Source organism: Pseudomonas sp. GW821-FHT04C07 (assembly GCF_059420325.1).
Map to the genome: position 1 here is coordinate 86,532 of NZ_JBWKTM010000010.1, position 19,041 is coordinate 105,572.

The following is a 19,041-nucleotide window of genomic DNA, read 5'->3' on the forward strand; positions in this document are numbered from 1 at the left end:
TGCTAGTCGGCGGTTTGAGCCAAATCAGCCACTGACCTATTACGTTGTCGATACAAGACCATCGTTGCCGAGAACCCGCACAACGCTGCGAACATCAACCAATATGCTGGAGACGCCTTGTCACCGGTTGCCTGCACCAGAAAGGTCGACATCGCCGGGGTAAACCCACCAAAAATTGCGGTCGCCAGGCTGAAGGCCAAAGAAAAACCCACCACCCGCACATTCTGTGGCATGACTTCAGTCAACGCCGCGACCATTGCACCGTTGTACACGCCGAAGAAGAATGAGAAGTACAGCAAGACCACCAACAACCGCTCAAAACTGGCGGCCTCAGCAAGCCAATGCATGGCCGGATACGCTGTAAAAATGCACAGCAGCGAGATCGCCAACAGCAGTGGACGACGGCCGATTCGATCTGAAATCGCACCGCCGATGGGCAACCAAATGAAATTGGTGAGGCCCACAAACAACGTCACCACCAGGCTATCAGTGGTGCTCAAGTGCAGCACCGTTCTTCCGAACGTCGGGGTGTATACGGTGATCAGGTAGAAGGTAGTCGTGGTCATCGATGCCAACAGTCCACCCGCCAGCACTGTGCGCCAGTTTTCCCTCATGGAGCGGAACACTTCAGCAGTACTTGGATGATGCGCACGAGCCTTGAACGCTTCGGTTTCCTGCAACGAACGACGAATGATGAAAATGAACGGGATGATCACGCAGCCGATGAAGAACGGAATGCGCCAGCCCCACGCAGCTATCTCGGTTGCATTCAGATAGGCGTTGATCCCATAGCCCAACGCCGCCGCAAGGATGATCGCGATCTGTTGGCTGGCCGACTGCCAACTGGTGTAGAAACCAGTACGGCCCGGCGTTGCGATCTCGGCCAGATAAACCGACACACCGCCCAGTTCTGCGCCAGCCGAGAAGCCCTGAAGCAATCGACCCAACAACACCAGAATCGGTGCCGCGACTCCAATGCTGGCATACCCCGGTACCAATGCGATCAGAACCGTGCCGCATGCCATGATCGACAGAGTCACAATCAAACCCTTGCGACGACCCACCTTGTCGATGTAAGCGCCAAGCACGATGGCGCCCAATGGACGCATCAGAAAACCCGAACCGAATACGGCGAAGGTCATCATCAGCGAGGCGAACTCACTGCTTGCAGGGAAGAACGTCTGGGATATGTAGGTTGCGTAGAACCCGAACAGAAAGAAGTCGAACTGTTCGAGAAAGTTGCCGCTGGTAACCCTTATGATGGCGCCGAATTTTGACGTCCGGGATCGGGTGTTTTCCGTTTTTATTTTGGTCATGGTTACAGTGATACTCGATATTGTTATTGGAATAGAGGTTGTGACGGTCAGTCACTGCCGGCGTTGATCGGGCTGGGTAGACGTTTTTCGATGGAGTACTTGAGTAGCGCGGCGCTACGGAAGATACCGTGGGCGAATTTGCTGTAGGGCATGGTTAGAAAGAACGCCATAACCAGTCCCAGGTGGATTGCCAGCAGCAGGCCCAAGGCGCTGGTCTCGCGCAAAGCGAGCAATGCCAGGCCGCTGGAACTGACCAGCAACAGCAGCGCGATGAATCCGCGATCCATGGGTTTCTGGTTCTCATCTCCCTGTTCCGGGTTGCGACGCAGATTCATCCATAGCAATCCGGCCGGGCCCACCAACAGGCCGGTACCGCCGAGGATTCCGAGCATCACCGGCAGACTGAAAATTGGGTATGGGGCAGACCAGTCAAGCAGGAGGTGATAGAGCGTGGCCACAGCCGTGGCGGCGAAGCACAGCATGAAGCCGTAGAAGGTGAAGTGGTGGAAGCGACGGCGCCATAAAGTGAATTTGTCATCGTCGTTGTTGCAGCCTTCTGCGTGGCCGCCGTCCAGATACTTGAGCTGTGCGACGTTGGCTGTGGCTTCCAGGGCGGCAGAGGTTTTCAGTGGTAGCGGCGCGTCGGCAGGTGAGACGTTACGCCAGAAGCTTCGTACTCCGATTGTCAGGGCCAGTGCCGCAAAGCCGAACACTGCGCCAAACATTAGGGCCAGTGTGTTGTGCGGGAAAATACCGTAGAAATTGCCACCCGGTATGGCCGTGAACAGATTACCCATCACCACCAGGGTCAAGCACAGAAACAACGCCAACCCGCCACCTGAAGCCAGAGCCAGGGTTAGGCCGTTACGTTGGTAAAGCTTGCCCAACGGCTGCGGCCAAACGTACTCGGCATAAGTGTTCAGACGCACCTTGGCCATTGCTTTAGGCACATTGACTGCAAACTCATGGGGCGCTGCGTACTGGCACGCCGAAAGGCAAGCGCCGCAGTTGTGGCATAGGTTCGCCAGGTAATGGATGTCCGCCTGCGTGAACTCCAGACGCCGGGTCATGGCCGGAAACACCGCACAGAAACCTTCGCAATAGCGACAGGCATTGCAGATGGTCATCTGCCGCTCAACTTCACTTTCCTCCAGATTAAGGACTGGGATCAGTTGGCTGGACGCTTGGGGATCAAACAGTTGCATGACGAGATTCCGATATCACAGTAGAAGGGCCGAAACCCACCGAGGCCGCCGCCTTAACGCCAGCGATACGCCCGAAAGCGGTGCCTATGGCCATGCCGATGCCGGCGGTGTATCCCTTGCCCAGCACGTTGCCCGCCATCATTTCTCCGGCGACAAACAGATTCGGACTGGCTTTACCTTTGAAGTACACAGCAGCAGTTTCGTCGGTGGCCAAGCCCAGGTAGGTGAAGGTCACACCAGGTTTAAGCGGATAGCCATAAAACGGCGGTTTGACCAAAGGCCGTGCCCAGTGTGTCTTGGCAGGTGTCAGGTCATTCGTGTGGCAGTCGTCCAGGGCGGTGTGGTCGAAAGTTCCGACCTGACAGGCACGGTTGTAGTTTTCGATGGTTTGCATGAACTGCGCTTCTGGCAATTCCAGAAGACGCGCGAGCTCTTGCAGTGAGTTGGCCTTGGTACCGGGAAAAACCGGCGGCATGAAGCGGCCGATCGCCTGCTGGTCGATGATCGAATACGCCTGCTGGTTGGGTTGACCAGCCACCAGCCGACCCCAGATTGCATAGCGCTTGGGCCAGAAATCTTCGCCTTCGTCGTAGAAGCGCTCGCCGTCGCGGTTGACCACCACGCCCAACGACACGCAGTCGATGCGGGTGCAGATCCCACCGTCGTAAAGCGGCGCCCGGGCGTCGATGGCGACCATGTGCGCCTGTGTCGGATCGCCTATGATGTCAGCGCCGAGATCCTGCATGCGGCGCAGCAACACCCCGGTATTGAAACGCGTGCCACGGATCAGAAAGTTATCCGACGGCCATTCGCCACGTTCGTTTTGGCCCCAGGCCTCGCGCAGCCATTCGCGGTTGGATTCGAAGCCACCTGCTGCCAGCACGCAGGAGCGGGCTTCAACACGTTCGGCAGGCAAATGCTGTCCATCGACCTCGCGCTCGCCTATGTGTGCGGCGACGAATTTTCCATCTTTCAGCTCGATATCGGTTACTTGAGCGTTGTAGCGAATCTTGACGCCTAGGCGTTCAGCGCTACGAAAGTACGCATTGACCAGTGCCTTGCCTCCGCCCATAAAGAACGCATTGGTGCGCGCTACATGCAACGCGCCGGACAGCGGCGGTTGGAAATGCACGCCGTGGGATCGCATCCAGTCGCGACACGAGGAAGAGGCGCGAATGGCAATGCGTGCCAATTTTTCATTGGTGATGCCGCCGGTAACTTTGAGCAAGTCCTGCCAATATTCTTCTTCCGGATACGCGTCGACCAGCACATCCTGCGGCGCATCATGCATACAGCGCAGGTTGCGCGTGTGTTGTGAATTACCACCGCGCCAGACCTTTGGCGAGCCTTCCAGCAACATCACGCTGGCACCGGCTTCCCGCGCCATCAGCGCCGCGCACAAGGCCGCGTTACCGCCACCTATAACCAAAACATCGACCATCGTTTCTCCTCAATTCGCAAGCAGACGGGAACGAGTTGCTGCTGGCAAGTGGGCGAACAGTAGTGCGACGTCCAAGGGGGCGAAAGGCGGGTTTTTACATGGGGGCTTTAGTTTTGCTAAAGAGGGGAGAAGTGAATCCTCTTCGGGCAGCGGCCCCTTTGATCGCAACGGTATGCGAGGCGAACAACTATTGAGTGGGCGGCATTGCCTGTAAGGCATACGTTCGGTGATATTGTTCTAAGTCTCAAATTTCCTCAATCAAACGCGCTCCGGGCCACTGCCGATCATTGACCAAGTGCCGCACTACATCGGTTATCACGACCCGCGTCGCCAGAGCAGCGGGGGATAGTTCGTCGTCAGCAAGAGTCGCCAGCAAATTCCTACGCCCAACGTGCGCATCAGCGATCTGTACCAGCGACAGTCCCGATGCCCCTTCTAATGCTGCGGCGGCACCTGGTTGAATCGTAGCGGCGTGTCCGGCCCGTACCGCGTTCATCAGCACGACTAGTCCGTCTACCTCCATGATGATGTTAGGCGTCACGCCCGAGCGTTCAAATGCGGTCATCAGAGTCGCACGCAGCCCATGTTGGGAGCTGGGCATCACCAGAGGCAGTTGACCAATATCTGCCAGTTGCACGCTGTCGCCGCGCGGTGCGCCTGGCAGTTCTCGGGAGGTAATCACGAATAGTTTTTCGTCCAGCAACGGCGTCACGCTCCAGCGCTTGCCTCCTTCGAGTTGAAACAGGATTGCCAGATCGATCTGCCGCGCATTGAGCTGCGCCGCGAGGTGCCCGGACAGCATCTCCACCAGGTGCAGCTGGATGTCCGGGTAACGCTCGCGCATTGCATTGATCAACGGCAGCGCTAGAACCGTGGCAGTGGTGGGTGGCAGACCGACACTGACGTATCCACTCATGCGCCCGCGATGTGCTGCCAGGATCGCGTTCTCCGCCTGGCGTAAGGTCAACTGGGCGTGGTGCAGGAAGGCGAACCCGGCGCTGGTCGGAGTCACGCCAGTGCTGGTACGGTTTAGCAGGCGAGTCGACAGTTCACTCTCAAGCTTGCCGATCTGTTGGCTTAGCGCTGAGACGCCGACGTCCAGCTCCAATGCAGCACGGCCAAGGCTGCCATGCTCGACGATCTTCACGAAATAGCGCAGTTGCTTGAGTTCCAAGGGGAAGCGACTCCGGACGAAGGATAAACAAGTAGTCTACCTTTTGCCTGAACTTCGTGTCGGCCATTGGCTGGGTGATTACCAATAGGTCGGCTTTTTCCTTTGTCTTTTATTCGTTTAAGGCTGGGAGGTGTTTAGTATCCTGAGCCGCCTGTGCTGGGTATCTACCTATTTATGTTAGGGCAGTCTTGCCCCAGCAGATGGGCGATTCCGCATCAGCGCCTACACTCTGACTCATTATCTCCCTTCGCATCCCCCCAATCCGGGTGACTCAGCACACTGGCCGCCCGCAATGTCCCCCTGCCCCACCGCCCGTTGATCTTGTCCAGCACCGCCCTAATCCTGCTCGCTTCGTTCGGCTGGGACATTGCGAACAGATCATCGGTGTACTCACCCGGTTGGCAAAGATTGAGTAGCAGAACCTTGGTGTTGGCACCGACTCCGAATTGACCTACGTGCCGACGCAAGACTGACCCAACTCCAATCGGCAGAAATCCAGCACAGGAAATGGTTCACGAGGAATCAGACTGGGTCAGTGGCATCTCGGTAACTGGGTCAATTCGGCGTCGGCGCCAACAGACAATCGCTGGCAAGCGTTCGTGCGTTGATGTCGGTCAAATGATGATCCCGATTACAACGAGGCGAGTCAGATCGATCGATGGACCGCTGCTGGGCTGCACCGCTTAGAAACTGTCGAAAAATCAGCCTTTGGTCGTAAAGCACTGAGCCGTCCAGGGTATGGGCCAAAGTATGGGCTGGATTTTTTTTCAGAAACGCAGAAACGAAAAAGCCCCGAATAATCAGGGCTTTAACGTTTAAATGTGGCGGTGAAGGAGAGATTCGAACTCTCGATACAATTTCTTGTATACACACTTTCCAGGCGTGCTCCTTAAGCCACTCGGACACTTCACCGTATCTCTTCAAACATGTTCTGTCTGTCGAGGCGCGCTAATGTAGTCGAAAGCTTTTCCGATGGCAAATATTTTTTTCAGAATTTTCATGCGCTTAGGCATTTATGTCGCTCGGCGCGATTGGACCTTGTGTTCGGCCATGGCAAACCGGCCAATCTCTGGCCTGGCCTTCACCTCTATATAGAGAGCAATACGCCGCCGGCGTGGCCGGCTACGCTTGCCGGGCGGACAAAGGCTGACTCATCAGTCAGTCACGGCGCTTTACCTGACCTACCGCGGTGGGTAACGTCTGCCCCACTTCATTACAAGGAATAGCGTCATGAGTGAGTTGATTTCTTACCACCTCGAAGACGGTATCGCGACCCTGACCTTGAGCAATGGCAAGGTCAATGCCATTTCCCCGGACGTGATAGCTGCTTTCAATGCTGCGCTGGACCAGGCAGAGAAGGATCGTGCGGTAGTGATCATTACCGGTCAGCCAGGGATTCTGTCGGGCGGTTATGACTTGAAGGTGATGACAGCCGGCCCTAAGGAAGCGGTCAGCCTGGTGACGTCGGGGTCGACCCTGGCTCGTCGCCTGTTGTCTCACCCCTTCCCGGTCATTGTCGCCTGCCCCGGGCACGCGGTGGCCAAGGGTGCCTTTATCCTGTTGTCGGCCGATTACCGGATCGGTGTCGAGGGTCCGTTCAGCATTGGCCTGAACGAAGTTCAGATCGGCATGACCATGCACCACGCCGGTATCGAGCTGGCCCGTGATCGCTTGCGCAAGTCGGCATTCCATCGTTCGGTGATCAACGGCGAGATGTTTGACCCGCAAGGCGCGGTGGATGCGGGCTTCCTCGACAAGGTCGTGGCACCGCAAGAGTTGCAAGCCGCTGCGCTGGCAGCCGCGCGTCAATTGAAGAAGATCAACATGACCGCCCACAAGAACACCAAGCTGAAAGTGCGCAAGGCACTGCTGGAGACGCTGGATAACGCGATCATCCAGGACCAGGAACATTTGGGCTAACGCTCGAGCGCATCAATGAGAAAGCCCGGCCTCTATAGCCGGGCTTTTTCTTGTACCCGCCGTTTAAAGTCCCTCGGCCGCTCTAAACCGCATCTGACGCTATAAGTCGGAAACATGCGCTTAAACATCGGCCATCTCCCACGTCTATACAGGCAATTGCCGAAAACAGTGCACATCCGTACACTGCGCCACCTTTTGTCCCGGCGGGCCTGTAAATGCTGTATTTGTTTCGTATGTTATTGATGAGCCTGCACTTTATCAGCGCTGGCGTGCTCGGGGTATTGCTCGGGCTGTGCCGACCGTTCAATCCGGATAACAGTCGTTTGTGCGCCCGTCTCTACGCCTGGCCGGCCATGTGTATTTTGCGCCTGCGGGTAAAGGCCGAGGTCGGTCCACTGATGGACAACCCCCCAGGTTGCGTGATCATCGCCAATCACCAGTCCAACTATGATTTGTTCGTGCTCGGCAACATAGTGCCGCGGCGCACAGTGTGCATCGGCAAGAAGAGCCTGAAATGGGTACCGTTATTCGGGCAGTTGTTCTGGCTCGCGGGGAATGTGCTGATCGACCGTGGCAACGCCCACAAGGCCCGTCAATCAATGCTGACCACCACCCACACGTTGCGGCACAAGGACACCTCGATCTGGGTGTTTCCGGAAGGCACGCGCAACCTCGGCGAAGAGTTGCTGCCATTCAAGAAAGGCGCATTTCAAATGGCCATTGCCGCCGGGGTGCCGATCGTCCCGGTGTGTGTCAGCAGCTATATCAAGCAAATGCGCCTGAACCGTTGGCGCAGCGGCAAAATCCTGATTCGCTCGCTGCCGGCGATTCCCACCGCCGGGTTGAGCCTGGACGATATGCCGATGTTGATCGCCCAGTGCCGCGAGCAGATGCGCGCGTGCATCGAGTCGATGGATCAGCAGCTACAACCGGCCTGATGCCAAGCTCGCCTCGTGCGGGCTTTTTTTTGCTTGCGAACTACCGCGTTGTTGCTGACTCTGATCAGGTAGAGCACGCTAAGTTGCACCATGCCTGCCACTGCCATTTGATAATAAAAAGCGGACAACCATTATGGGTAGAGTCGTTGCTGCTGCCGTTTACAGCGCTGGTAAGAGAATCACCAACATCACCCTCGATGAAGGCAGTGTCTGGGCCGCAAAACCTGACCATTTCGTCTGGATCGGCCTGGAAGAGCCCACCCCTCAAGAGCTGGCCAGCCTGCAAAAACAGTTCAACCTGCACGAACTGGCCATTGAAGACGCCCTGGAAAAACACAGCCGACCGAAGCTGGAAACCTTCGGTGACGCGCTGTTTATCGTGATTTACTCGCCAATTCGCCACGAGGGCAAACTGGAGTTTATCGAGACTCTCATTTTCGCCGGCAAGGGTTACATTATCACCGCCCGCTACGGCCATTCGGCGTCCTACGCCCATGTGCGTCAACGTTGCGAGGCGCGACCGCTGTTGCTCGGTCATGGCGAAGACTTTGTGCTCTACGCCCTGCTCGATTTCGTCATCGAAAACTATCAGCCGGTCAGCGAGGCGATTCATGCCGAAATCAATGAGCTGGAACGCAACGTGCTGAGCAGTTCACTGAATGAACGCGATATCCAGAATCTGCATGGCTTGCGCCAGGATTTGCTGCGCTTGCGCCGATACGCGGCGCCGATGGTAGAGATCAGCGAAGAACTGCAGAAGCTGACGTTTCCGTTTATCGACAAAAGTATGCGCCCGTACTTCCGCGACGTGCAGATTCATGTGACACGGCAGATGGAAGACCTGGCAACGTTGCGCGATATCGCCAGCCAGACCATCGAGATCGGTGTGTTGCTGGAGGCGTCGCGGCAAAGCGTGGTGCAACGCAAGTTCGCAGCCTGGGCGGCGATTCTGGCGCTCCCGACGGCTATAGCCGGGATTTATGGGATGAACTTCCAGAACATGCCTGAGCTGAGCTGGCACTACGGTTATTTTTCGGTGATGGGGTTTATTGCGGTGGGTTGTGTCGCGTTGTGGGCGAGCTTCAAGCGGTCGGGGTGGCTGTAAGCGCTCTTTTGTAGCCGCTGCCGCACGCTGCGATCGACCGAGGATCGGGCGTGCTTTTCGAACCGCAAAAGCCCCTACGGGACTTATCGCAGCCTGCGGCAGCGGCTACAGGGGCTTAAGCGGATTCAGCCTTCGGCTTATGGGCAACGAATCGCATCATCCACTCCGCCACAGTGGCGCCGTGGTGTTCATGGGCCAGGCTGGCTACGCCTTTCTGGTAGACCTGCTCGCCAAGGTGCTGCTGACGGATCTCCAGCAACGCGCGCGAATAGTCGTGGATGAACTCAGGGTGGCCCTGGAAACACAGAACCTGATCGTTGATGTGATAGGCGGCGAACGGGCAAAAATCGCTGGAGGCGATCACCGTGGCGTTTTCCGGCAGCGCGGTGACCTGATCCTGATGACTGATCAACAAGGTCAGCTCTTCGACCACCGGACTCATCCACGGCGCTTTGGCGGCCAATGTGTAGCTGTGGGTACCGACACCCCAGCCCTGGGTCGCGCGCTCGCTCTTGCCGCCCAGCAGCAACGCCAGCAGCTGATGGCCGAAGCAGATGCCCAGCAGCTTGTCGCCACGCTCGTAGCGCGCCAACAGGTAAGTCTTGAGGGTTTGAATCCACGGATCAGTGCCAAAGGAATCGGCCTTGCTGCCAGTGACCAGATAGGCATCGAAACTCAAATCATCGCTGGGGTAGTCGCCTTGCATCACGTTGTAGACGGTGAACTCGGCAGCGATCGGTTGCTGTGAGAACAGGCGCTGGAACATCTGCCCATAACCCTGATATTGATCGACCAGTTCTGGACGCAAGATGTCGGTTTCCAGAATGCAGATGCGTAACGACATAAAAAGTACCTGACACGATTAGGCGATAGTGCGCACGTTTGAGCCTGCCTTGAAATGCCGTTGCAAGGCAAGCCCGGAACGTACCGCCGGGCAGTCGGGAACCTTCGGTCAGAACAGCTTCCCTTGAGCCGCTTTCTCCAACAGCAATGCCGGCGGTGCGAAACGTTTGCCATATTGCTCGGCCAGGTACCGGGCGCGGGCAATGAAGTCCTTCAGGCCGTATTGGTTGATGAACTGCAACGCGCCACCGGTCCAGGCCGCGAAGCCTATGCCGAAGATCGAACCGATGTTGGCGTCGGCCGTCGAGTGCAGCACGCCCTCCTCCACACAGCGCACGGTTTCGATTGCCTGCACGAACAGCAAGCGATCTCGTACGTCTTGTGCTGATATCTGAGCGTCGGCTTTTTCGAAGCGCTTTTTCAACTCCGGCCACAGGTGCTTTGGCCCCCCGGCCGGATAGTCGTAGAACCCCCCACCCGCCGCTTTGCCCGGGCGTTTGTAGTCATCGAGCAGTAGATCGATCACGGCAAAGGCCGGATGCTGCGTCAGCGGTTTCCCTTCGGCTTGCAGATCCTTGGCGGTTTGCTGACGGATATGGCTCATCAGGCTCAGGGATACTTCGTCGGAAATCGCCAACGGACCAATAGGCATCCCGGCCTTGCGCGCTTCGGTTTCGATCATCGGTGCCGAAATGCCTTCGCCAAGCATGGCGATGCCTTCGTTGGTGAAGGTGCCGAACACCCGCGAAGTAAAGAACCCACGGCTGTCGTTCACCACAATCGGGGTTTTCTTGATTTGCAGTACGAAATCAAAACCACGAGCCAGGGTTTCATCACTGGTGTTGCCCCCTTTGATGATTTCCACCAGCGGCATTTTTTCTACCGGGCTGAAGAAGTGCAGACCAATAAACTTTTCCTGCTGCGGCACGGCAGCGGCGAGGCCGCTGATGGGTAAGGTAGACGTGTTGGACGCAATGACCGCATCGGCACCGACCACGCGCTGCGCAGCGGACGTAACCCTGGCTTTCAACTCACGATCTTCGAACACCGCTTCGATGATCAGGTCGCAACCGGCCAGGTCAGCATCCTGCTCGGTGGTTTTGATTCGCGCCAGGGTGATTTCCCGCTGCTCGGCAGTCAGTTGCCCGCGAGCGAGTTTTTTGTCGAGCAACGCCGCCGAGTGCGCTTTGCCCTTTTCGGCGGCAGCGAGGTTGATGTCCTTGAGTACCACCTCGATACCGGCCACGGCGCTGACGTAGGCAATCCCGGCGCCCATCATGCCCGCGCCGAGGACACCGACCTTGTGTGTCACATAGGGTGCGAATCCTTGTGGCCGGGAGCTACCGGCATTGATCTGGTTGAGTTGGAACCAGAAAGTACCAATCATGTTTTTCGCCACCTGGCCGGTGGTCAGCTCGGTGAAGTAGCGGGTTTCGATCAATTGCGCAGTGTCGAAATCGACCTGGGCGCCCTCCACCGCCGCACAGAGGATTTTCTCTGGAGCCGGCAGGCAGCCATAGGTTTTGCTGCGCAGGATCGACGGCGCAATGGCCAGCATCTGCGCCACTTCTGGATGGGACGGTGTACCACCGGGAATCTGGTAACCACTCATGTCCCAGCGCTGCTTGACCGCCGGGTTGGCGACGATCCACGCCCGGGCCTTGGCCAACAGCTCATTGCGGTCAGCTGCCAGCTGATCAATCAATCCGGCCTGCAGTGCTTGTTGCGGTGTGACTTTTTTGCCTTCAAGCAGGTACGGCAAGGCTTTTTCCAGCCCCAGCATGCGCACCATGCGCACCACACCGCCGCCGCCCGGTAGCAGGCCGAGAGTCACTTCCGGCAAACCGATCTGCAGCGACTTGCTGTCCAGCGCCACCCGATGATGGCACGCCAGGCAAATCTCCCAACCACCGCCCAGTGCCGCGCCGTTGATCGCGGCAACCACCGGTTTACCCAAGGTCTCCAGCGTGCGCAGTTGACCTTTGAGCGACAGCACCATGTCGTAGAAGGCTTTGGCTTCGGGCTTGCCCACCTTGATCAGTTCATTGAGGTCGCCACCGGCAAAGAAGGTTTTCTTCGCGGAGGTGATGATCACCCCGGCGATCGACTCTCCGTCGGCTACCAGCTGTGCAACGCTGGCGGCCATGGCATCTCGGTAGACTGCGTTCATGGTGTTGGCTGTCTGGCCCGGCAGGTCGATAGTCAGGACGACGATCTGGTCCTGACCTTTTTCGTAACGGATAGCATCAGTCATGAAAGTGCTTCCTTGATGTCAGGGCTCAGAGGCGTTCGATGATGGTGGCAATACCCATGCCGCCGCCGACACAGAGGGTCGCCAGGCCGTAGCGCAGGCGCCGCACTTCCAGTTCATCGAGCAAGGTGCCGAGGATCGCGCAACCGGTCGCGCCAAGCGGGTGGCCCATGGCGATGGAGCCGCCATTGACATTGACCTTGTCCGGGTCGATGGCCATGTCCTTGATGAATTTCAGCACGACCGAAGCAAAGGCCTCGTTGACCTCGAACAGGTCGATGTCTTCGACCCGCAACCCGGCCCTGGCCAGCGCTTTGCGGGTGGCCGGGGCGGGACCGGTAAGCATGATGGTCGGATCGGTACTGATGACCGCCGTGGCGACCACACGCGCGCGCGGCTGCAAACCCAGCTCGCGACCTTTGGATTCAGAGCCAATCAGCATCAGTGCGGCACCGTCGACAATCCCCGAGCTGTTGCCTGGGGTGTGGACATGGTTGATGCGCTCCACATGGCTGTAGACCCGCAACGCCGTAGCGTCGAAGCCCATTTGCCCGATCATTTCAAAACTGGGTTTGAGATTGCCCAGGCCTTCCAGCGTGGAGCCGGCGCGGATGAACTCATCGTGATCGAGCAGGATAATGCCGTTTTGATCCTGCACCGGTATCAACGACTTCTTGAAGGAACCGTCCGCCCTCGCCCGTGCGGCTTTTTGCTGGGAGTGCAGCGCGAAGGTGTCGACATCCTGGCGGCTGAAGCCTTCAAGCGTGGCGATCAGGTCCGCGCCGATGCCCTGGGGCGCGAAATGGCTGTGCATGTTGGTTTGCGGGTCAAGTGCCCAGGCACCGCCGTCGCTGCCCATCGGTACACGCGACATGGACTCGACGCCACCCACCACCACGAGATCCTCGAACCCGGAGCGCACTTTCATGGCGCCGAGATTGACCGCTTCCAGCCCCGAAGCGCAGAAACGGTTGATTTGCAGGCCGGCCACGCTCACCTCCCAATCGGCAACGAAGGCGGCAGTCTTGGCAATATCGGCGCCCTGATCACCGACCGGCGTCACGCAGCCGAGCACAATGTCATCCACCTGGCTGGTATCGAGTTCCGTGCGCTGTTGCAGAGCACTCAGCAACCCGGCCAGCAGGTTCACTGGCTTGACGCTGTGCAAGGCGCCATCGGCCTTGCCTTTGCCACGGGGCGTGCGTAACGCATCGAAAATCAAAGCTTCAGTCATGACGTCCTCGAACCGCAGTACAGGTGAGTAATTGCTGAGTTCTCACATTAGGGTCTGTTGATGTTTGGTGGCGAATCGTCACCAAACATCAACAGACCCTACGCGCAGCAGCGATGGATTCAATGACCGAAGCGCTCACTGACCTTGACGGTCACGCTCAGACGAACGGTAGCGAGCTAATTGAAAACGAGGATTGAGCAACGGAACTGTCTAGCCAAAGGGCGGCCAAGCAACTGGCAATAAACCTCATGCCTTTTTTAAAGCGTTTAGCCAATGGTTGATACGAAATGGATCTAAACCAAGTGCAATGCGGCCCCTAAGGTAAACCGTAGGAGGTGGTCGTCGGGCTTTGCCGAGACCCTCCTCAGAAAGGAAGTACAACGCTTTGCCGTCATGGAGATATGCAGGCAAGCATTTGACGCTCAGGACATAACAAAAAAGGCAGTCAGCCATGTTCAAACAATCGAAAGTACGTCAGGCCGGGCTCATTCTATTCGCCACCACACTGATCCTCATCTTGCCGAACCTCACCAGAGTGATCGGCTAAAGGTGTGGCCGTTTTACAGCGCCGCATTACAATTGTGCCCCGGTTCACTACCGGGGCAGGCGCTTGTGTGCCAACCTTTGGGCAAGATCCGGAAGCTCAAGTGCGCCGTGGTCGATCACGTCTCCCCACCCCAGGACATCCTGCCGGGCGACGAAATTTCTGACGACATTACGGCGATCAATTGAAACCTTTCATTTTGCTTTGGGCCTTGCTGCTCAGCACGCCCCTGTACGCCGCACAACTGGTCCTGGACCTGGGTGCGGGTAGTCGAACCTGGCAAACCGAGGAATTGCTCAAGCACCCTCAAACCCGGACGATCAGAGTTTCTGACGATGTTTCCTACAAGCGAGAGATGAGCTATCGCGCCGTGCCTCTGTCGGCATTGCTGACTGGCATTAACGCTGACGACCATCTGCAAGCAGTAGCGCTTGACGGTTTTGCCGCCGAGCTGGCCGCCGCGCCGTTGCTCAATCGCGACGGTGCTCAGGCCTGGCTCGCGGTGGAAGACCCACAGAAACCCTGGCCGCCATTGGCCGAGGGCAAGCCAAGTGCCGGGCCGTTCTATCTGGTCTGGCTCAACCCGCAAGCCGGCCAGATCAGCCCTGAACAATGGCCCTTCCAGGTTGCCAGTATCAAAAAACTGGCCGCCGTTTCCGAGCGTTTCCCGGCCCTGCGCCCTGATCCGAAGCTGGTGCCCGGTGATCCGGTGAATCAGGGTTTTGCGTTGTTCCAGAAGAACTGTCTGGCCTGCCATCGTCTGAACGGCGCGGGTGACGCGCAGTTTGGTCCTGACCTGAATATCCCGTTCAACCCTACCGAATACTTCGGTGCCGACTTTCTCAAACGCTATATCCGCGATCCGCAAAGCCTGCGCCATTGGCCACAGGCGAAAATGCCCGGCTTCTCCGCAACCGTGCTACCGGATACGGAGCTGGACTTGTTGGTGGGGTATTTGAAGCATATGGCCGGACGTAAGCAGCAGCCATAATGGTTTGAGTCTTGTGTTGCCTGTTCCGGCCTCATCGCGAGCAAGCTCGCTCCTACAAGATAACGCGATGTAGGAGCGAGCTTGCTCGCGATGCGGTATCCCCTTTTATTGCTGCTGAACCGAAATAGTCGGCGTCGGTGAGACGAAGACTTTGGCGTGCATCTGCTCGCAACCACCGCCGCGGCGCATGCCACGTACCGGGCAGGCGTCCAGGTAGTCGAGGCCGACCGCCAGTTTCAAATGACGCTCGGGCCTGGCCAGTTGATTGGTCACATCAAAACTGTACCAGGCATCGTCGAGCCAGGCTTCGGCCCAGGCGTGGCTGGCCAGGTGTTCACTGTTCTCGCTGTACAGATAGCCCGACACATAGCGCGCAGGAATGCCCAGGCTACGCGTGCAGGCGAGAAACGCATGGGTATGGTCCTGACAGACCCCGGCACGTCCGGCGAAGGCCTCCGCGGCGCTGGTTTCGATTTCAGTGGAGCCTGGTGTATAGGTCATGTGCTGGTTAAGGCCGTGCATCAAGTCGATCAACCCGCTGCGATCACGGCGTGTGCGGCATTGCTTTTGGGCAAAGGCACGCAAGGCCTCATCCGCCTCGGTCAAGCGCGTGAAACGCAGGAATGGCAGCGCCGACTGGCTCTCATGTTCGGCTTCACGCTTTTCATCGATGTCCACTTGCCCACGGGCGCCGATGATGATCGCTTCATGCGGCTCGTCCATGGTCAACACATGCAGGATATTGCCGAACGGGTCCAATTGGGCACGCACCGGCCGCGGCAGCTCGAGCTGCCAACTGAGGACGTGCTGACGCTCGCTGTCGTGGGGGGTCAGACGTAAATACTGGATGCTCGCCCGCACCTGATCTTCGTAGTGATAGGTGGTCTCGTGGCTAATGGAAAGTCTCATGCAGCCTCCAGGTAGGAACTGTGAATAGCGTTGCCCAACTGGCGCACCAGCGGGATGAATTCGGTAAGCCAGGTGTGCAGGCCTTCGTCGAGGATTTCGTTGATGCCGGTGTAACGCAGACTCGCGTCTATCTCCGCCGCCAGGCGTTGCGCCGGTCGACCGTTGGTGCCCGGCAGGCTGGCGAGTATCTGGTCGATCTCCTCGGTACAGGCACGCAGGGAACGCGGTACATCGGCCCGCAACAGCAACAGCTCGGCAACGTGACGCGCACCGGGCGCGTCGCGGTAGATCTCGGTATAGGCCTCGAACGAGGACAGCGCGCGCAGCAAAGCGCTCCACTGGTAGTAAGCGTGGGCGGTGCCGTCGCTGACCGCTTCGGCCTGATCGCCGGCCATTTCGTAACGAGCATCCAGCAAGCGCAGGGTGTTATCGGCCCGTTCGATAAACGTACCGAGGCGGATAAAACGAAATGCATCGTTACGCATGATGGTGCCGTAGGAAGCACCGCGAAACAGATGGGAACGCTCCTTGATCCACTCGCAAAAACGGCTCATGCCGTAGCGGCTAAGGCCTTGTTCGGCGATACCGCGAATCTCAAGCCAAGTGGCATTGATGTTTTCCCACATGTCGGCGGTGATTCGCCCACGCACCGCATGAGCACTGGCCCGTGCGGCACCCAGGCAGCTGTAGATGCTCGCAGGGTTGGCCGCGTCCAGCGCGAAAAAGTGCAGCAGCCGTTCAGCATGCAACGCACCGTGACGCTCCAGATAGTCATCCAGCGTACCGGTGATCATCAGCGGCATCGCCAGCTCATGCAAACCGTCACCACGGCCGTCCTGCGGCATCAACGACAGCGAATAACTGACATCGAGCATCCGTGCAAGGTTTTCCGCCCGCTCCAGGTAACGCGACATCCAATACAAATCCGAGGCAGTTCTACTTAACATGGCAGGCTTCCTTCAATCCTCGACCACCCAGGTGTCCTTGGTACCGCCACCCTGGGACGAATTCACCACCAGGGATCCTTCGCGCAGTGCGACGCGGGTCAGGCCGCCGGGCACTACCCGGGTTTCCCGACCAGACAGGACAAACGGGCGCAGGTCGATATGGCGCGGGGCGATGCCGTTTTCGACAAACGTCGGGCAGGTCGACAGGCACAGGGTCGGTTGGGCGATGTAGGCGTGAGGCTTGGCTTTGATCCGCGCGCGGAACGACTCGATTTCCGCCGCCGTCGCCGCGGGCCCCACCAGCATTCCATAACCGCCGGAACCTTGAGTTTCCTTGACTACCAGTTCGGGAAGGTTCGCCAGCACGTGGGACAGCTCCTCGGGTTTGCGGCATTGCCAGGTGGGCACGTTCTTGAGGATCGGCTCCTCGTCCAGATAGAAACGGATCATGTCGGTGACAAACGGATAGACCGATTTATCGTCCGCCACACCGGTGCCAATGGCATTCGCCAGCACTACATTGCCAGAGCGATAAGAGGACAACAGACCGGGCACGCCGAGCATCGAGTCGGGATTGAACGCCAAGGGGTCGAGGAATGCGTCATCGAGACGACGATAGATCACATCAACGGCCTTCGGCCCGTCGGTAGTGCGCATGAACACACGGTCATCACGCACGAACAGATCAGCCCCCTCGACCAGTTCGACGCCCATCTCCCGAGCCAGAAACGCGTGTTCGAAGAACGCGCTGTTAAAGCGTCCGGGAGTCAATACCACGACGCTGGGGTTCTCCAGCGGGCTGGAGCTTTTCAGGGTGTCGAGCAACAGGTTGGGGTAATGATCGATCGGCGCAATGCGCTGGGCAGCGAACAACTCGGGGAACAACCGCATCATCATCTTGCGGTCTTCGAGCATGTAGCTGACACCGCTGGGCGTGCGCAGGTTGTCTTCGAGCACGTAATAGGTGCCGTCGCCGTCACGCACCAGGTCGACGCCAGAAATATGCGAATAGATATCGCGGTGCAGATACAGCCCTTGCATGGCCAACTGATACTGCTCGTTGGCCAGCACTTGCTCGGCCGGGATGATGCCGGCCTTGATGATGCGCTGCTCGTGATAGAGGTCGGCGAGGAACATGTTCAACGCCTTGACCCGCTGGATGCAGCCACGTTCGACGATCCGCCATTCACTGGCGGGAATACTTCGGGGAATAGTGTCAAAGGGAATCAGGCGCTCTGTCCCCTGCTCATCACCATAGAGTGTGAAAGTAATACCGGCGCGATGAAATAGCAGATCGGCCTCGCGTCGCCGTTGTGCCAAAAGCTCGTCAGGCGTTTCGGCTAACCAACGGGCGAACTCCCGATAATGCGGACGGACCTGGCCGCCGGCATCATACATCTCATCAAAATAGGTGCGGATCATGCCGTACTCCTTGTCACCCGGACACCAAGGCTTCGCAAGGCCCGTGCCAGCGGCATAAACGCTTTAATATCAATCAGTTGGATAATAGCCCGGCAGGTGTCGCACCATTCCCGTGCAGCAAACGCCCCAACTCGATCGCCCCCGCTTCATTGCGAAGCAATGCCTATAGCTATCACCAGCATAGTCAGACTTGATTTCGCTGCACGCCTGAACCTCTGGATAATCCGCGATCTTTTGATCTTCCAACAGCCACAAACGAAATCGGCCGACCCTGAGGTCAGCCGATGCTGAGTGTTGATGCTGTTCATAGGTGTTATGCGAGTAACCCTCGTACCTCCTGCTTCACGCCCCAACCTTCGATAATCCCGCCCAGAGGCTCGACCACCGCCTCGAAATCCTGCTCGAAGTCACCGATGCCGCCGTAGGTGGCATACATCACCTTGCTTAGCTCCAGATGCCAGGCCCCGTCATCACGCACGCTGATCTGAGCATTCAATGACTCACCGCGAAAATGTTCTGCCGCCCTGCGCGCCCGCTCCTCATCCGGGAAAATGGCGTAGAACTCGATGGGATGGAATCGTGAAAAATCAAAACCGCCCTCTTTCATGCGGCGCAGCACGCTGCTGCTGATGTCTTCTTGATAGGCTGTGCTCATGAAACGTCCTCCTCAAACTGATGGATAGACTTTCCGTACTCCCTGCGCTCGCAACCACAATGGTGAAAGCGATACGACAATAAGATTGCCGCCGGGAAACAAGCATGTAGCTGACAAGAGACCAGACCTTAGCGATTCATTCGCTG

The 19,041-nt window shown here is 57.8% G+C and carries 15 protein-coding genes, 1 tRNA gene and 1 pseudogene; 4 read left to right on the forward strand and 13 right to left on the reverse strand.

What is annotated here, in order from left to right:
• Positions 1-2 precede the first annotated feature (2 nt).
• The 6 genes and pseudogenes from AC07UI_RS18905 to AC07UI_RS18930 all read right to left on the reverse strand — a co-directional run bounded on the left by AC07UI_RS18905 (position 3) and on the right by AC07UI_RS18930 (position 6,048).
• Positions 3-1,316 carry an MFS transporter gene (locus AC07UI_RS18905; RefSeq protein ID WP_494993944.1) on the reverse strand — a complete coding sequence of 438 codons (1,314 nt, stop codon included), beginning with the start codon at positions 1,314-1,316 and terminating at the stop codon, positions 3-5.
• A gap of 47 nt (positions 1,317-1,363) precedes the next feature.
• A complete protein-coding gene (gene tcuB, locus AC07UI_RS18910; protein WP_494993945.1) occupies positions 1,364-2,521 on the reverse strand; it encodes a tricarballylate utilization 4Fe-4S protein TcuB in 1,158 nt (385 codons plus the stop codon).
• A complete protein-coding gene (gene tcuA / locus AC07UI_RS18915) occupies positions 2,508-3,962 on the reverse strand; it encodes an FAD-dependent tricarballylate dehydrogenase TcuA (RefSeq protein ID WP_494993946.1) in 1,455 nt (484 codons plus the stop codon). The genes tcuB and tcuA overlap by 14 nt, the downstream gene beginning before the upstream one ends.
• 244 nt (positions 3,963-4,206) lie before the next feature.
• The gene (locus AC07UI_RS18920; protein ID WP_494993947.1) at positions 4,207-5,136 is read right to left on the reverse strand and encodes a LysR family transcriptional regulator; all 930 of its coding nucleotides are present in this window, start codon (positions 5,134-5,136) and stop codon (positions 4,207-4,209) included.
• 172 nt (positions 5,137-5,308) lie between these two features.
• Positions 5,309-5,570, reverse strand: a pseudogene (locus AC07UI_RS18925) (DUF4113 domain-containing protein); the annotation flags it as partial.
• A gap of 388 nt (positions 5,571-5,958) precedes the next feature.
• Positions 5,959-6,048: transfer RNA gene (locus AC07UI_RS18930), tRNA-Ser, on the reverse strand.
• A 318-nt stretch (positions 6,049-6,366) separates the two neighbouring features.
• Here AC07UI_RS18930 and AC07UI_RS18935 point away from each other — a divergent pair.
• The 3 genes from AC07UI_RS18935 (at position 6,367) to AC07UI_RS18945 (ending at position 9,099) form a co-directional block, all read left to right on the forward strand.
• The gene (locus tag AC07UI_RS18935) at positions 6,367-7,056 is read left to right on the forward strand and encodes a crotonase/enoyl-CoA hydratase family protein (RefSeq protein WP_494993948.1); all 690 of its coding nucleotides are present in this window, start codon (positions 6,367-6,369) and stop codon (positions 7,054-7,056) included.
• Positions 7,057-7,271: 215 nt separating this feature from the next.
• On the forward strand, positions 7,272-7,994 hold the full coding sequence (locus tag AC07UI_RS18940) for a lysophospholipid acyltransferase family protein (RefSeq protein ID WP_494993949.1): 723 nt from the start codon (positions 7,272-7,274) through the stop codon (positions 7,992-7,994).
• A gap of 133 nt (positions 7,995-8,127) precedes the next feature.
• Complete coding sequence (locus AC07UI_RS18945) at positions 8,128-9,099, forward strand: magnesium and cobalt transport protein CorA (RefSeq protein WP_494993950.1); 972 nt, start codon at positions 8,128-8,130, stop codon at positions 9,097-9,099.
• A gap of 115 nt (positions 9,100-9,214) precedes the next feature.
• Here AC07UI_RS18945 and AC07UI_RS18950 read toward each other — a convergent pair whose 3' ends face one another.
• The 3 genes from AC07UI_RS18950 to AC07UI_RS18960 form a co-directional block, all read right to left on the reverse strand.
• Positions 9,215-9,943 carry an amidotransferase gene (locus AC07UI_RS18950; RefSeq protein ID WP_494993951.1) on the reverse strand — a complete coding sequence of 243 codons (729 nt, stop codon included), beginning with the start codon at positions 9,941-9,943 and terminating at the stop codon, positions 9,215-9,217.
• Between the two features lie 108 nt (positions 9,944-10,051).
• Positions 10,052-12,196 carry a 3-hydroxyacyl-CoA dehydrogenase NAD-binding domain-containing protein gene (locus AC07UI_RS18955; protein WP_494993952.1) on the reverse strand — a complete coding sequence of 715 codons (2,145 nt, stop codon included), beginning with the start codon at positions 12,194-12,196 and terminating at the stop codon, positions 10,052-10,054.
• 25 nt (positions 12,197-12,221) lie between these two features.
• Positions 12,222-13,427 (reverse strand): acetyl-CoA C-acetyltransferase, encoded by a 1,206-nt coding sequence (locus AC07UI_RS18960; RefSeq protein WP_494993953.1) that lies wholly within the window; start codon positions 13,425-13,427, stop codon positions 12,222-12,224.
• A gap of 728 nt (positions 13,428-14,155) precedes the next feature.
• Here AC07UI_RS18960 and AC07UI_RS18965 point away from each other — a divergent pair.
• Complete coding sequence (locus AC07UI_RS18965; protein ID WP_494993954.1) at positions 14,156-14,962, forward strand: c-type cytochrome; 807 nt, start codon at positions 14,156-14,158, stop codon at positions 14,960-14,962.
• Positions 14,963-15,067: 105 nt separating this feature from the next.
• On the opposite strand, the gene AC07UI_RS18970 is transcribed toward AC07UI_RS18965, so the two are convergent.
• From AC07UI_RS18970 to AC07UI_RS18985, 4 genes are all read right to left on the reverse strand, one after another.
• Positions 15,068-15,871, reverse strand: a complete 804-nt coding sequence (locus AC07UI_RS18970) for a transglutaminase family protein (RefSeq protein ID WP_494993955.1) — start codon at positions 15,869-15,871, stop codon at positions 15,068-15,070.
• Positions 15,868-16,818, reverse strand: coding sequence for an alpha-E domain-containing protein (locus AC07UI_RS18975; protein WP_494993956.1), 951 nt, complete (start codon positions 16,816-16,818; stop codon positions 15,868-15,870). Before AC07UI_RS18975 ends, AC07UI_RS18970 begins: the two co-directional genes overlap by 4 nt.
• A 12-nt stretch (positions 16,819-16,830) precedes the next feature.
• A complete protein-coding gene (locus AC07UI_RS18980; protein WP_494993957.1) occupies positions 16,831-18,240 on the reverse strand; it encodes a circularly permuted type 2 ATP-grasp protein in 1,410 nt (469 codons plus the stop codon).
• Positions 18,241-18,553: 313 nt separating this feature from the next.
• Entirely contained in the window at positions 18,554-18,895 is a 342-nt protein-coding gene (locus AC07UI_RS18985) for a ribonuclease E inhibitor RraB (RefSeq protein ID WP_494993958.1), read from the reverse strand.
• Between the last annotated feature and the right edge of the window lie 146 nt (positions 18,896-19,041).

What these genes read in the sequence shown, in the direction of transcription:
- AC07UI_RS18905 (WP_494993944.1), bottom strand. Translation starts at nt 1,316, where the DNA reads ATGACCAAAATAAAAACGGAAAACACCCGATCCCGGACGTCAAAATTC.
- tcuB (WP_494993945.1), bottom strand. Translation starts at nt 2,521, where the DNA reads ATGCAACTGTTTGATCCCCAAGCGTCCAGCCAACTGATCCCAGTCCTT.
- tcuA (WP_494993946.1), bottom strand. Translation starts at nt 3,962, where the DNA reads ATGGTCGATGTTTTGGTTATAGGTGGCGGTAACGCGGCCTTGTGCGCG.
- AC07UI_RS18935 (WP_494993948.1), top strand. Translation starts at nt 6,367, where the DNA reads ATGAGTGAGTTGATTTCTTACCACCTCGAAGACGGTATCGCGACCCTG.
- AC07UI_RS18940 (WP_494993949.1), top strand. Translation starts at nt 7,272, where the DNA reads ATGCTGTATTTGTTTCGTATGTTATTGATGAGCCTGCACTTTATCAGC.
- AC07UI_RS18945 (WP_494993950.1), top strand. Translation starts at nt 8,128, where the DNA reads ATGGGTAGAGTCGTTGCTGCTGCCGTTTACAGCGCTGGTAAGAGAATC.
- AC07UI_RS18950 (WP_494993951.1), bottom strand. Translation starts at nt 9,943, where the DNA reads ATGTCGTTACGCATCTGCATTCTGGAAACCGACATCTTGCGTCCAGAA.
- AC07UI_RS18955 (WP_494993952.1), bottom strand. Translation starts at nt 12,196, where the DNA reads ATGACTGATGCTATCCGTTACGAAAAAGGTCAGGACCAGATCGTCGTC.
- AC07UI_RS18960 (WP_494993953.1), bottom strand. Translation starts at nt 13,427, where the DNA reads ATGACTGAAGCTTTGATTTTCGATGCGTTACGCACGCCCCGTGGCAAA.
- AC07UI_RS18970 (WP_494993955.1), bottom strand. Translation starts at nt 15,871, where the DNA reads ATGAGACTTTCCATTAGCCACGAGACCACCTATCACTACGAAGATCAG.
- AC07UI_RS18975 (WP_494993956.1), bottom strand. Translation starts at nt 16,818, where the DNA reads ATGTTAAGTAGAACTGCCTCGGATTTGTATTGGATGTCGCGTTACCTG.
- AC07UI_RS18980 (WP_494993957.1), bottom strand. Translation starts at nt 18,240, where the DNA reads ATGATCCGCACCTATTTTGATGAGATGTATGATGCCGGCGGCCAGGTC.
- AC07UI_RS18985 (WP_494993958.1), bottom strand. Translation starts at nt 18,895, where the DNA reads ATGAGCACAGCCTATCAAGAAGACATCAGCAGCAGCGTGCTGCGCCGC.